The organism is Micromonospora sp. NPDC048905, from assembly GCF_040649655.1.
Taxonomy (GTDB): domain Bacteria; phylum Actinomycetota; class Actinomycetes; order Mycobacteriales; family Micromonosporaceae; genus Micromonospora.
Genome location: NZ_JBEZFV010000007.1, coordinates 414,556 through 426,719 on the forward strand (window position 1 = coordinate 414,556; position 12,164 = coordinate 426,719).

The following is a 12,164-nucleotide window of genomic DNA, read 5'->3' on the forward strand; positions in this document are numbered from 1 at the left end:
ACATGACCACTACCACTCGCATCGAACGACACCACTACGACGTCGTCGTCATCGGGGCCGGCGGCGCCGGTCTGCGCGCGGCGATCGAGGCCCGGCTCGCCGGCAAGAAGACCGCGATCATCTCCAAGTCGCTCTTCGGCAAGGCGCACACGGTGATGGCCGAGGGCGGCGCGGCAGCCGCCATGGGCAACGTGAACAGCCGGGACAACTGGCAGGTGCACTTCCGCGACACCATGCGTGGCGGCAAGTTCCTCAACAACTTCCGGATGGCCGAGTTGCACGCGAAGGAGTCGCCGCAGCGGATCTGGGAGCTGGAGACGTACGGGGCGCTCTTCGACCGCACCAAGGACGGCAAGATCTCGCAGCGCAACTTCGGTGGCCACGAGTACCCGCGCCTGGCACACGTCGGCGACCGGACCGGCCTGGAGCTGATCCGCACCCTCCAGCAGAAGATCGTCTCGCTTCAGCAGGAGGACCAGCGGGAGTTCGGCTCGTACGACGCCCGGATCAAGGTGTTCTCCGAGACCACGATCACCGAGCTGCTGCTCGACGGTGACCGGGTGGCCGGCGCGTTCGGGTACTACCGCGAGTCCGGTGAGTTCATCCTCTTCGAGGCGCCGGCCGTCGTGCTCGCCACCGGTGGCGTCGGACGCTCCTACAAGGTCACCTCGAACTCCTGGGAGTACACCGGGGACGGGCACGCGTTGGCGCTACGCGCCGGGGCGACGCTGATCAACATGGAGTTCCTCCAGTTCCACCCGACCGGCATGGTCTGGCCGCCCTCGGTGAAGGGCATCCTGGTCACCGAGTCGGTGCGTGGTGACGGTGGCGTCCTGAAGAACTCCGAGGGCAAGCGGTTCATGTTCGACTACGTCCCCGACGTCTTCCGCAAGCAGTACGCGGAGACCGAGGAGGAGGCGGACCGCTGGTACACCGACCCGGACAACAACAGGCGTCCACCGGAGCTGCTGCCCCGGGACGAGGTGGCCCGCGCGATCAACAGCGAGGTCAAGGCCGGTCGGGGCTCCCCCGCCGGTGGCGTCTTCCTGGACATCGCGAGCCGGCGTTCGGCCGACGAGATCCGCCGGCGGCTGCCGTCGATGTACCACCAGTTCAAGGAGCTGGCCGACGTCGACATCACCGCCGAGCCGATGGAGGTCGGGCCGACCTGTCACTACGTGATGGGCGGCGTCGAGGTTGACCCGGACTCGGGTGCCGCCTTCGGCCACGTACGCGGACTGTTCGCCGCCGGTGAGGTCTCCGGCGGAATGCACGGCTCCAACCGGCTGGGCGGCAACTCCCTGTCCGACCTGCTGGTCTTCGGCAAGCGGGCGGGCGGGCACGCGGCCAGCTACGCCGACGGGCTCGCCGCCCGACCGAAGGTGGCAGTGGACGCGGTCGAGGCCGCCGTGGAGACCGCCCTGGCCCCGCTGCAACGGGACACCGGCGAGAGCCCGTACACCCTCCAGCAGGACCTCCAGGTGGTCATGGGGGATCTGGTGGGAATCATCCGCCGCGAGGGCGAGCTGGCCGACGCGCTGAGCAGGCTGGCCGAGCTGCGCGAGCGGGTCGCCAAGGTCAGCGCGTTCGGCGGCCGGCGCTACAACCCGGGCTGGCACCTCGCCCTGGACCTGCGCAACATGCTCGTGGTCTCGGAGTGCACCGCGAAGGCGGCGCTGGAGCGGCAGGAGTCGCGCGGCGGGCACACCCGGGAGGACTATCCGGCGATGGAGCCGAAGTGGCGGCAGGTCAACCTGGTCTGCTCGCTGGACGGCGACAGCGTACGGCTCACCCGTAAGCCGCTGCCGAAGATGCGGCCGGAGCTGATCGGCCTCTTCGACCGTGCGGAGCTGGCCAAGTACCTCACCGACGAGGAGCTGGCCGACTTCGACGCCCTCGTCGCCGACGCTGGAGAGGCGGACAACCGATGAGCGCGAAGCGTCAGTTCCGGATCTGGCGGGGCGACGAGACCGGCGGTGACCTGCAGGACTACATGGTGGAGGTGAACGAGGGCGAGGTCGTCCTCGACGTCATCCACCGCCTCCAGGCCACCGACGCGCCGGACCTGGCCTGCCGGTGGAACTGCAAGGCCGGCAAGTGCGGCTCCTGCTCCATGGAGATCAACGGCAAGCCGCGGTTGGGCTGCATGACCCGGATGTCGACCTTCGGCGACGAGGAGACCGTCACGGTCACCCCGCTGCGGACCTTCCCGGTCATCCGGGACCTGGTCACCGACGTCTCGTTCAACTACCAGAAGGCCCGGGAGACCCCGGCGTTCGCCCCACCGGCGGACGTGGCCCCCGGTGACTACCGGATGCAGCAGGTCGACGTCGAGCGCTCGCAGGAGTTCCGCAAGTGCATCGAGTGCTTCCTGTGCCAGACGGTCTGCCACGTGATCCGTGATCACGACGAGAACAAGCAGGCGTTCTCCGGCCCCCGGTACTTCATCCGGGCAGCCGAGCTGGACATGCACCCGCTGGACACCCGGACCGACCGCAAGGAGTACGCGCAGGCCGAACAGGGCCTCGGTTTCTGCAACATCACCAAGTGCTGCACCGAGGTCTGCCCCGAGCACATCAAGATCACTGATAACGGGATCATCCCCATGAAGGAACGGGTCGTCGACCGCAGGTACGATCCCCTTGTGTGGCTTGGTAGCAAGATCTTCCGTCGGGGCGAGACTCCCCAGACCAGCGTGACCACCGCCCGCCAGGGCTCGACGACGTCGGGCTCGGCCAGGGGCGGGGTGCACTCGCACGCGGGTGGTTCCCACGACCCGCGCGCCGAGGCGCAGGCGCAGAGTGGCGTGAACTGGGACCGGGAGGTGCCCCACCCGACCGCTCCGGCGGTGGACGACCGGGGCAAGCTGCCGCTGACCGAGCTCACGTTCGACCGGGCCGCCGCGCCGTCGCCGTTCGGTGACGACGTCACCTTCCCGCTGCCTCCGGAGCACCTCAACTTCGCGCACCCCGACCAGGACAAGCAGCACTAGAACCCGAACCAAAGACGGGGGCCGTGGCTATCGCCACGGCCCCCGTCCCCGCTTCCAGCCCACCCGCCTGCTCTGCCGCCTGGTCACCTGCCTGCTCCGCCGCCTGCTCCGGTGATCAAGAGGTTTGCGTCACGACACGCCGCGCCGCATGACGCAAACCTCTTGATCACCGGAGGCTGGGCGGGAGAGGGCGGGAGGGGCGGGGCGGGGGTTAGGGGGTTTTGAGGAGGGGGCGGAGGGCGGCCACGATGGGGGCGTCGGCGGGGAGCCAGGTGACCGAGTCCAGCTCGTTGGCCGAGAGCCACCGCAGCGCCTCGTGTTCCAGCGCCTGGGGCTCGTCGCCGTGGAGCAGGCGGGCGGCGTACACCTTGAGCACCGAACGGCCGTGCGCCATTCGTACGTTGCGGCCGACCCGATCGTGGACCTCGACGCGTACGGCCAACTCCTCGGCGCACTCCCGGACCAGCGCGTCGGTCTCGGTCTCCCCCGGCTCGACCTTCCCGCCGGGAAACTCCCACATTCCGGCCACCTCGGGCGGGGCGGCACGCGCACAGGCGAGCACCCGCCCGTCCCGGATGATCGCCGCACCGACGATCACCTTCAGGTCCCGTCGTTCGGTCTGCCCGCCGCCATTCGCCCGTTCGGTCCGCACGGGCGTCCAGGGTGCCAGATCAATCGGCGGTTTGGGTACCGTAGCCGTCCGCTAGGCCAACAGAACACGGAAGTGTGGGCGTGGACACCCCTTCCGAGCAACGACAAACTAGAGGACACCGACAAGACACGGGATGGCGACGATTTGGCCACGAGCCGACAACGGCGCTTGGGGGGTGCGGTGATGCGCGTGCTGTTCAACAGCAGGGCCAAGCAGGACTACCTCTCCGACGCGTTGACCCTGCTAGCTGGTTGGACACGCGAAGGCGAGCAGATCCGACGGACGCTCGCGATCGACGATACCCAACACGCCGCCCTAACTGAACGGGTCAAGGTCGTCGCTGACGCGCTGCACCTGCGCCCCGAGATCAGCCGCCTGCCCGACCGCACCCAGATCCGGGTCGGGCACGGCAACGGCGAGCCGTTGACCGAGGGTGAGGTCCTGTTGGCCGCCCGCATCGAGGACGCGTACCGGGCGGTCACCGAGTCCTGACGACCGTCTCCGGCTCCGACCCGGCGTCCTGCGGGTAGTAGCGCAACTCCACCGAGTTGCCGTCCGGGTCCCGCACGTAGATCGAGGTCGCCGAACCGCGGGCGCCGAACCGGCTGACCGGCCCGGTCAGCACGGTGAAGACCCCCGACTCGATCACCTGCGCCCAGTCCAGTGGTGCCACCACCAGGCAGAAGTGGTCCACGTTCGCGCCCAGCGGCGCACCTCGGACGAGGTCGATGATGCTGTCGGGGCTGATCCGCACCGACGGGAACGGGACGGTGCCGGCGCGCCACTCGTCGACCCGTACCGGTGCCAGCCCGAGCCGGCCGCAGTAGAAGTCCAAGGACCGTTCCACGTCGGCGACGGTCAGTACCAGGTGGTCGAAACCGGTTACCCGCACCCCGCTCACGCCTCCTCCAGGTGTGCCGCCGCGCGCAGCCAGCCGCTGAACAGGGCTGGATCGATGTCGGCGACCTCGCGCAACTTCACCGCCGCCATCGCCCGCGCACCGGGCATCAGCCGCCCCGACGGGTCGGTGATCTCCTGCCCCCGCCACAGCCCGAAGGTGACGTACGACCCGTACGCCTTGACCAGGCAGACCGGACGCTGGCCGGGCCGGTCGCCCAGGCCCCAGACCGGGTGCCCGTGCCACATCGCCCCGGTCGCTCCGGGCAGCGCCGCCGCGATGATCGGCGTCAGCTTCTCGCCGATCTCGCGCAGTGGGCCGGCCAGGCCGGCCAGGTAGTCGTCAATGCTCACGTCCAGCGCCTTTCGCTCGGTGTTCCGTGCCGTTCACGATGCCGGGACGAGGGACGCCGACCAAGATCTGATGCCGCTACGATCGTTGCCCACAGGTCAACGATGGGAACCGGTGTGCTGGAGCGGTACGAGGTGGAGACGTTCCTGACGCTCGCGGAGGAGCTGCACTTCGGCCGGACCGCCGAGCGGTTGACAGTCAGCACCGGCCGGGTCAGCCACATCGTGAGGAAGCTGGAACGCCGGATCGGCGCACCGCTGTTCGCCCGCACCAGCCGGGTCGTCCGGCTCACTCCGATCGGCCGGCAGCTCGCCGACGAGCTGGCTCCGCTGGTCGCCGAGATGGACGAGGCCGTTCGCCGCGCGACCGACGCCGCCCGGGGCGTGACCGGGACGCTGCGGGTGGCGTTCCTCGGCGAATGGACCGCACCGGTGCTGCTGCGGGCGGTGGCCCTGTTCGCTGAACGGCACCCGGACTGCCGGGTGGAGGTGCACGAGGCGCAGTTGTCCACCACCCGATCGGGGCTGCTCGACGGCTCGACGGACGTTCTGATCGCCTCGTACCCGTTCGACGGGATGGCCACCGGTCCGGCGCTGCTCGCCGAGGATCGGGTACTGGCGGTGGCGGCGGGTCACCCCCTCACCCGGGAGCGGTCGGTGTCGTTGGAGGTGCTCGCCGACCATCCGGTGGTGCAGTACCCGGCCGTGACCTCGACGGAGTTCAAGCGGGACCGCACCCCGGAGCGCACCCCGTCCGGCCGGCCGGTGCCGAAGGGACCTGCCGGGAACACCTTCTCCGAGATGCTGTCCCTGGTCGCGCTGGGCCGGGGTGTCCTGCCGGTGGGCGAGCACACGCGGCGCTACTACCCGCGCCCCGACGTGGCGTACGTGCCCATCCACGACGCCCCACCGATCGAACGCGGGCCGGTCTGGCTGCCCAGCAACACCACCACCCGGGTCCGTGAGTTCGTCCGCGCCGCGACCGACGCGAACCCCCGATGAGACACGCCGAGTTCCGCCACCACCGTCTGATCCGGGGTACGACGCGGAGTCGTGGTCCTCGCCCGGGTGGGTCGGTGGCACCGGTTTTTTAACCTGGATCCATGGCGAACATCGCGTACGACCGCAAGGAGCAGGTCCAGCAGATCGAGAGCGGACTCCTCGACGGCGAGCAGATCATCGCCGTCTACGACGCGGTCGGCACCGGCACCGGGTTCATCGGGCTGACGGACCGTCGCGTGATCATCCAGGACCGCTCGTTCATCGGGAAGCGGTTCGCGATCACCAGCATCCCGTACTCGAAGATCACCAGCGTGAGTGTGGTCAGCAACAAGTCCTGGGGTGGCTCGTTCTTCTCCACCGGGGCGATCGCCATCCACGTGGGGACGCACACCTACGAGGTGGAGTTCCGTGGCGCGCAGAAGAGCCACCACGTGCACAACGTGATCCTGCACCACATCTCCTGAGCGCCCGACCACCGTGGCCCGGCCAGGCATATATGCCTTGCCGGGCCGCGGCCGTCTCTGGTCTGCTCGGTCGACAGCCGCGCGAAGGGAGCAGCCACCATGCCCGACACGACGAAGTCCCTCCGACCGAACGTCATCCGACCTGAGGAATCGAGGCTTCGTGAGCAGATCTGCTCCGACTCCCGTGGCGCGGGAGCGCGCCACTGACCCCCTGACCAACCCCGGAGGCCGCTGATGTCGGTCTTCGACGATCCCGGCCTCTTCGGCCGGCTGTGGGCCGCCGGCTACGACAGCCCAGGCAACCCCGACCCGGTGCCAGCGGTGGACTTCCTGGCCGATCTGGCCGACGGTGGGCCGGTTCTCGAGCTGGCGATCGGAACCGGCCGGGTCGCGCTGCCGCTGGCCGAGCGCGGTCTCGACGTGCACGGTGTCGAAGCGTCCGAGGAGATGCTGGCGCAGATGCGGGCCAAGCCCGGCGGCGACCGGATCCCCGTGGTCGTCGCCGACATGGCGGACGTACCGGTGACGGGTGAGTTCCGGCTCGCGTACCTGGTCTTCAACACGCTGTTCAACCTGGTGGACGCCGAGCGGCAGGCGGACTGTTTCCGCAACGTCGCCCGGGTGCTGTCGCCGGGCGGGGCGTTCGTCATCGAGACGTTCGTGCCGGACCCGCGCGACTTCGACCGCCACGAGCAGGTGCAGGTCTGGGGCGTCACCGAGGACTCCGCGACGATAAGACTGCATCGGTACGACCGACCGGCGCAGTCCTTCATCCGGCAGACCATCACCTTCGACGCCGACGGTGTGCACCTGAAGCCGTTCGCCATGCGCTACGCCTGGCCACACCAGATCGACGAGATGGCGCAGCAGGCGGGGCTCCGGCTCACCGAGCGGTACGCGGACTGGCACCGGCAGCCGTTCACCGCTGACAGCCCGTCGCACATCTCCGTCTACCGGGCGGAGTAGCAGTTGGTCGACTCCGGTTCCGGGAATCCGGGATGTCGAGGTCTCCTTGACCCCCCGACTTCAAGGAGCCGGAGTCGATCTCGCGATTCGCCGGCCCGACCGGCCAGGCTCTACTACGTGATGAGCTTGTAGTCACTCTGGAACGTGCCGTACTCGGCAGGCGAGACCCAGCAGCTGAAACGAACTCCAACCAGGCGCGGTTCCGCGATGTTCAACTGAATCGCCAACATTTCGGCGTCCGTCCGGTACGTCCGGTCAGCGTTGCCTGCGCGCTGAAATTCGACGATCCCCCCGCGTCTGCCGACGACCACGTACTCCCTTCTCTCACCGCGCGCCTCCGTACCACCGTGCGTGGTGTCGACATGCCGCTCATCGATTGGCTGGCCGCAGAGGCCGCAGAGAGACGCCGGCTCAGAAGCTTCCATGCCGAACAAGGTAGCGGCGTGGGCATCGGGCCGGACGCCAGCTTTCCGATGCTGCCGTGCGGTGCGGCACCGGGGGTACAGACATTGCAGCGGTAGGCCCGACCCGCCGCGAGGGGCTCGGCGACCGACTACGAGCGGTATCCCTCAGCGGCGACACCGCACCGGTCGCCGACGAGCGCCCGGACCGGTAGGTGACACGTTGCGCGTTCGACTGATTCTGCTGTCGGCAGTCTTCCTTGCTCTGCCGGGCCCGCGCCGGGTGAGCTGGCAGCATGCCAACGGACACCGCCCGGTTCCCCCGCACCTCGCCGTACTGGCCGGTGGTCAGTCATCCGCAGCTCCGGCGCGTCCTGCCCGGGCTCGCCGTGTCGGCGTTGGGCGACGGCATGGCGGTGGTCGCGGTGATCTGGCTCGCCAGCGACCTCGCCCCGCCCGGTCAGCGCGAGACCTGGGCCGCGCTGGCCATGGCCGCGTACACCGTGCCGAGCGCGGTCGGGACTGTCGTCTTCGGCCGGCTGCTACGTGGACGCGGCGGCGCCCAACTCGCCGGGTGGGACGCGATCCTGCGGGCGTGCGCGCTCGCGGCGATCCCGCTCGCCCACCTCGCGGGCGTGCTCACCCTCGGGCTGTACGTGGTCCTGCTGGCCGCGTCGGCCCTGCTGCACTCGTGGGGCTCGGCCGGACGTTTCACCCTGATCGCCGAGCTGCTGCCGCAGCGACACCACCTCCCCGCGAACGCGGTGCTGGGCACCATCGCCGGGTTCGCCACCATCGTCGGCCCACCACTGGCGGGCATCCTGATCGGTTGGGCGGGACCGGTGTGGGTCATCGCGATCGACGCCGCCACCTTCGCCGCGCTGGCCCTCACGTACCGCCTCGCCCTTCCCACCAGCGACGAGGCCCCGCGGGCCGAGCGCGGCGCTTCGCGGACCGCCGGCCTCGCGGTCATCCGCCGCAACCCCGCCCTGCTGGGCCTCCTGGTGTTGAGCCTCGGGTTCTTCTTCCTCTTCGGACCGGTGTACGTGGCCATGCCGTTCCACGTCAAAGACGACCTGCACGCCTCCGCGACGCTGCTCGGCATCTTCTACGCCGCCTTCGGCGTCGGCGGTCTCGTCGGCGGCCTGGTCGCCGGTTACCTCCGCCGCTGGCCGCTGCGGGTCACCACCATCGGCATCGTCGTCGGGTTCGGGATCGCCATGCTGCCTCTCGGCCTGGGTGCGCCGCTCGTCGTGTCGTTGCCGGCCTTCGCCCTGGCGGGACTGATCTGGGCACCGTACATGTCCACGTCGATGGCGCTGTTCCAGCGCAGCACGTCGACCGAGCAACTGCCGGCGGTGCTCGCCGCGAACGGCGCCGTCCTCGTGCTGGCGGTGCCCCTGGGCACCATGCTGGGCGGGCCACTCGTGCGTGCCGTGGGCGCGCGCCCGACGATGCTGCTCTGCGCCGTGGCGATCGTGGCCCTCGGCCTGGTCGCCGGAGGGTTCGCGATCTCCCGGTGGAGCGCGCGACCCCCCGGCGGGCCGACCGGCACCGAGGTCAGTGTCCGTCGCCGATCTGTACGTCGTCCGGTGCCGGCCGGCCGCGCCCGGTCTCCACGAACGCCTTGAGACTCAGCAGGAACGTCGCCCACTTGGTGCTGCACTGGTGCATCAGCTCGGTCGGTTCGCGCCAGCCTTCGTGGGTGAACTGGACGATCGTGAACTCGCCGCGTTCGTCGAGACGCCAGCCGATCTTGGTGCCGATCCATTCCGCCGGACCGTCGGTGACCCGCCACCGCACCCGGCCGGCCGGGTCCAGCTCAAGGATCTCCAGGTCGAACCCGGGGTCGTCGCCGAACCGGACGGCCAACCGGCCGCCGACCTCGCTCTTGCCTGTCGTGTCGACCGACCACCAGCCGGCAACGCCCTCGGGAGATGCCACCGCCTGGTAGACGTCGTCGAGCGGGGCGACGACGCCGACTTGGTGCAGGATGTCGACCATTGTCATTCTCCTTCGTCGTGGTGGCGGTTGCGCTCGATCGCCTCGGCGATCCGCTTGATCCGGCGGAGCCGGGCGTCCCAGGTGGAGCCCACCGCCGACAACTGCGCGACGGCGCGGGCGAGCTGCGCCTCGTCGACCTGGTAGTGACGCTCGCGACCGGCCGACTCGGCGTGGATCAGCCCGACCCGGTCCAGGACGGCCAGGTGCTTCGCGACGGCCTGCCGGGTGACGGGTAGTCGCCGGCTCAGCGACGTCGCGGTGCCCGGCCCGTCGGAGAGCAGAAGATCGATCATCGTACGACGGGTGGGGTCACCGATCGCCGACCACAGCTCGTCGTCGACAGCGGTGCTCACGGCGTGGCGACCAGCCGTGCGACGTACGCGCCCAGCCTGGGCAGGTAGTGGTCCCAACCGTTCTCGTGGTCCTGGTACTGCGCCTCCAGGACGGCGATCTCCCAGCCCATCTCGCGGAACCCGGTCTCGGTCATCCGGATCTGCGTGCCCGTGCCGCTCGGGGTCAGGTCGAAGGTGACGAGCAGTGCCGACCCACTCCGGTCCGGCTCGGTGAAGCACCACCGGAAGGAGAATCGCTTCGGCGGGTCGACCTCGACGACGGCGAGCGCGACGGTCGTCGTCTCGCCGGTGTCGGCGTTTCGCCAGATCAGTTCGCCGGGCGCGCCCGCGACCGATTCGAACCGCGCGTCGTCGGGCCACCACTCCCGCATGTGCTCGGGCTGACTGACCACCTCGAAGACCACCTCGGGTGACGCGTCGACGTGGATGTCGCGCTCGATGGTTCCCTGTTCCATGCGCCCCAACCTTTCGCAACCTTTGGTTGCACTCAACCTACGACAGCCCTCCGCCCTCGCGCAACCTTTCGTTGCATGTCGCGGTCTGGTCGTACCCGGGGCGCACAATGCCGTGCATGTCTGAGCCATCGCCGCACCGGCACCACGCCATCGACTACGTCGAGTTCACGGTGACCAACCTCGCCGAGGCCAAGCGCTTCTACGCCGACGCGTTCGGCTGGCAGTTCAACGACTACGGTCCCGGGTACGCGGGCATCCGCAGCCCGCACGACTCCGGCCCCGAGGTCGGCGGCCTCCGCCTGGACCAGGCCGTCCAGCAAGGCGGTCCGCTGGTGCTGCTCTACTCAAGCGACCTGGACCGGTCCGTGCAGGCCGTGAAGGAGGCCGGCGGCCAGGTGGTGAAGGGGCCGTACGAGTTTCCCGGTGGCCGCCGGTTCCACTTCACCGACCCCAGCGGCAACGAGCTGGGCGCCTGGGCCGAGCGCTGATCGCATGCACACGTTGGTGGTAGCCGTGCATCCCGAGGCCGGGTCCTCACGCACCACACGGCTCGGCAGCTGGCGGCCTCGTTGCGTGCCGGCTCCGTCGAGATCGCCGACCTGATCGTGGACTACTGCGGCAGCCGTCGTGGCGTCACGGCCTTCGTGTACGAGTCCGAGCAGGACGACTCCGCCCGAGCTGACGATCACCTGCTGCGGCAGAGTGACCCCCATGACCGGCAGAGGATTGACCGTCGACGGAACGATCGCGCGCGAAGGCGAGCTGAGTCGGGTCCCACCGGCATTCGCCGGTGTCGTCGACGCGGCACGCACCCGGATAGTCGAGGGCTTCGGCGGCGGCCGACTGCACAGCGCCTACCTCTACGGCAGCATCCCGCGTGGCACCGCCGTACCTGGAGTCTCTGATCTTGATCTGTTGCTCGCTCTGAACGCCGAGCCGACCGCGGCCGACCGGCGGGATGCCACGCGGATCGAGCAAGCCCTCGACCAGTCTTTCGACGAGATCGACGGCGTGGGCATCCTGCTGTTCAGCGCACGTACGCTGCTCAGCGAGCTGGAACGCCACGATCTCGGCTTCTTCGTCGCGTGCCTGTGCACTCCCCTGCTGGGCGACGACTTCGCCGACCAACTCCCCGGCTACCGGCCCACTGCCCTGCTCGCCCGCGAGACGAACGGCGACCTGGCAATCGCGCTTCCAGAGTGGCGTCGGCAAGCGGCCGAAGCGAGCACCGACAACCACCGTAGGAGTCTCTGCCGGCTCGTCGCCCGTCGCATCGTCCGGACGGGATTCACGCTGGTCATGCCTCGCTGGGAAGGCTGGACAAGCGACCTCGTCGAGTCCGCCGAGGCGTTCGGTCTCTACTACCCGCAACGCGCCGAGCAGATGCGCGCCGCTGCGAGGATCGGGCGCGCGCCCTCGGCGGATCCGGCGGTACTACGCCACCTCATCGACGACCTGGGGCCGTGGCTCGCGGTGGAGTACGCGGCCGTCCATGGTGAGAAGGCGGTACGTCCCTGACGTTGCACCACGCCCTAGGGCGTGTCTTCAAAGGCTCACAACCATTGGAGTAGCGCGGCGATGGTGACTGTGGCCTGGAACGAGGTCGCGGTCTTGTCGTAGCGGGTCG

At 69.5% G+C, this 12,164-nt stretch carries 16 protein-coding genes; 9 read left to right on the forward strand and 7 right to left on the reverse strand.

Translation table 11 applies throughout. From position 1 onward, the window contains the following. Positions 1-2: 2 nt before the first annotated feature. Complete coding sequence (locus AB0C01_RS21185) at positions 3-1,931, forward strand: fumarate reductase/succinate dehydrogenase flavoprotein subunit (RefSeq protein WP_357571875.1); 1,929 nt, start codon at positions 3-5, stop codon at positions 1,929-1,931. Beyond that, positions 1,928-2,992: a succinate dehydrogenase/fumarate reductase iron-sulfur subunit gene (locus AB0C01_RS21190; RefSeq protein ID WP_357571877.1), complete on the forward strand. Its 1,065-nt coding sequence runs from the start codon at positions 1,928-1,930 to the stop codon at positions 2,990-2,992. Before AB0C01_RS21185 ends, AB0C01_RS21190 begins: the two co-directional genes overlap by 4 nt. Positions 2,993-3,203: 211 nt before the next feature. On the opposite strand, the gene AB0C01_RS21195 is transcribed toward AB0C01_RS21190, so the two are convergent. After that, positions 3,204-3,644: a (deoxy)nucleoside triphosphate pyrophosphohydrolase gene (locus tag AB0C01_RS21195; RefSeq protein ID WP_357246894.1), complete on the reverse strand. Its 441-nt coding sequence runs from the start codon at positions 3,642-3,644 to the stop codon at positions 3,204-3,206. A gap of 183 nt (positions 3,645-3,827) precedes the next feature. Here AB0C01_RS21195 and AB0C01_RS21200 point away from each other — a divergent pair, with 183 nt between their 5' ends. Then, the gene (locus tag AB0C01_RS21200; RefSeq protein WP_357246897.1) at positions 3,828-4,136 is read left to right on the forward strand and encodes a 4a-hydroxytetrahydrobiopterin dehydratase; all 309 of its coding nucleotides are present in this window, start codon (positions 3,828-3,830) and stop codon (positions 4,134-4,136) included. Here AB0C01_RS21200 and AB0C01_RS21205 read toward each other — a convergent pair. Both AB0C01_RS21205 and AB0C01_RS21210 read right to left on the reverse strand, forming a co-directional pair. After that, on the reverse strand, positions 4,123-4,545 hold the full coding sequence (locus AB0C01_RS21205) for a VOC family protein (RefSeq protein ID WP_357571878.1): 423 nt from the start codon (positions 4,543-4,545) through the stop codon (positions 4,123-4,125). The genes AB0C01_RS21200 and AB0C01_RS21205 overlap by 14 nt on opposite strands. Next, entirely contained in the window at positions 4,542-4,895 is a 354-nt protein-coding gene (locus AB0C01_RS21210; protein ID WP_357246903.1) for a DUF1801 domain-containing protein, read from the reverse strand. Before AB0C01_RS21210 ends, AB0C01_RS21205 begins: the two co-directional genes overlap by 4 nt. A 114-nt stretch (positions 4,896-5,009) precedes the next feature. On the opposite strand from AB0C01_RS21210, the gene AB0C01_RS21215 reads away from it, so the two are divergent. The 3 genes from AB0C01_RS21215 (at position 5,010) to AB0C01_RS21225 (ending at position 7,324) form a co-directional block, all read left to right on the forward strand. Further along, positions 5,010-5,894: a LysR family transcriptional regulator gene (locus tag AB0C01_RS21215; RefSeq protein ID WP_357571898.1), complete on the forward strand. Its 885-nt coding sequence runs from the start codon at positions 5,010-5,012 to the stop codon at positions 5,892-5,894. A gap of 101 nt (positions 5,895-5,995) precedes the next feature. Next, positions 5,996-6,358 (forward strand): PH domain-containing protein, encoded by a 363-nt coding sequence (locus AB0C01_RS21220; RefSeq protein WP_110563545.1) that lies wholly within the window; start codon positions 5,996-5,998, stop codon positions 6,356-6,358. 234 nt (positions 6,359-6,592) lie between these two features. Then, on the forward strand, positions 6,593-7,324 hold the full coding sequence (locus tag AB0C01_RS21225; protein ID WP_357246909.1) for a class I SAM-dependent methyltransferase: 732 nt from the start codon (positions 6,593-6,595) through the stop codon (positions 7,322-7,324). Positions 7,325-7,437: 113 nt separating this feature from the next. Here the strand turns inward: AB0C01_RS21225 and AB0C01_RS21230 are convergent, their stop codons facing one another. Beyond that, on the reverse strand, positions 7,438-7,749 hold the full coding sequence (locus tag AB0C01_RS21230; protein WP_357246912.1) for a hypothetical protein: 312 nt from the start codon (positions 7,747-7,749) through the stop codon (positions 7,438-7,440). A gap of 272 nt (positions 7,750-8,021) precedes the next feature. Between AB0C01_RS21230 and AB0C01_RS21235 the strand changes: the two genes are divergently transcribed. After that, on the forward strand, positions 8,022-9,356 hold the full coding sequence (locus AB0C01_RS21235; protein WP_357571879.1) for an MFS transporter: 1,335 nt from the start codon (positions 8,022-8,024) through the stop codon (positions 9,354-9,356). Here the strand turns inward: AB0C01_RS21235 and AB0C01_RS21240 are convergent. Genes AB0C01_RS21240 through AB0C01_RS21250 form a run of 3 tightly spaced genes read right to left on the reverse strand, consistent with a single transcriptional unit; the run spans position 9,286 to position 10,537 of the window. Next, positions 9,286-9,729: an SRPBCC domain-containing protein gene (locus AB0C01_RS21240; protein ID WP_357571880.1), complete on the reverse strand. Its 444-nt coding sequence runs from the start codon at positions 9,727-9,729 to the stop codon at positions 9,286-9,288. The genes AB0C01_RS21235 and AB0C01_RS21240 overlap by 71 nt on opposite strands. Positions 9,730-9,731: 2 nt before the next feature. Beyond that, positions 9,732-10,082 (reverse strand): metalloregulator ArsR/SmtB family transcription factor, encoded by a 351-nt coding sequence (locus tag AB0C01_RS21245; protein WP_357246920.1) that lies wholly within the window; start codon positions 10,080-10,082, stop codon positions 9,732-9,734. Next, the gene (locus AB0C01_RS21250) at positions 10,079-10,537 is read right to left on the reverse strand and encodes an SRPBCC domain-containing protein (protein ID WP_357571881.1); all 459 of its coding nucleotides are present in this window, start codon (positions 10,535-10,537) and stop codon (positions 10,079-10,081) included. Before AB0C01_RS21250 ends, AB0C01_RS21245 begins: the two co-directional genes overlap by 4 nt. Before the next feature lie 116 nt (positions 10,538-10,653). On the opposite strand from AB0C01_RS21250, the gene AB0C01_RS21255 reads away from it, so the two are divergent. Next, on the forward strand, positions 10,654-11,025 hold the full coding sequence (locus AB0C01_RS21255; protein ID WP_357246926.1) for a VOC family protein: 372 nt from the start codon (positions 10,654-10,656) through the stop codon (positions 11,023-11,025). Positions 11,026-11,248: 223 nt separating this feature from the next. Further along, positions 11,249-12,055, forward strand: coding sequence for a nucleotidyltransferase domain-containing protein (locus tag AB0C01_RS21260; protein ID WP_357571882.1), 807 nt, complete (start codon positions 11,249-11,251; stop codon positions 12,053-12,055). Positions 12,056-12,164: the final 109 nt, after the last annotated feature.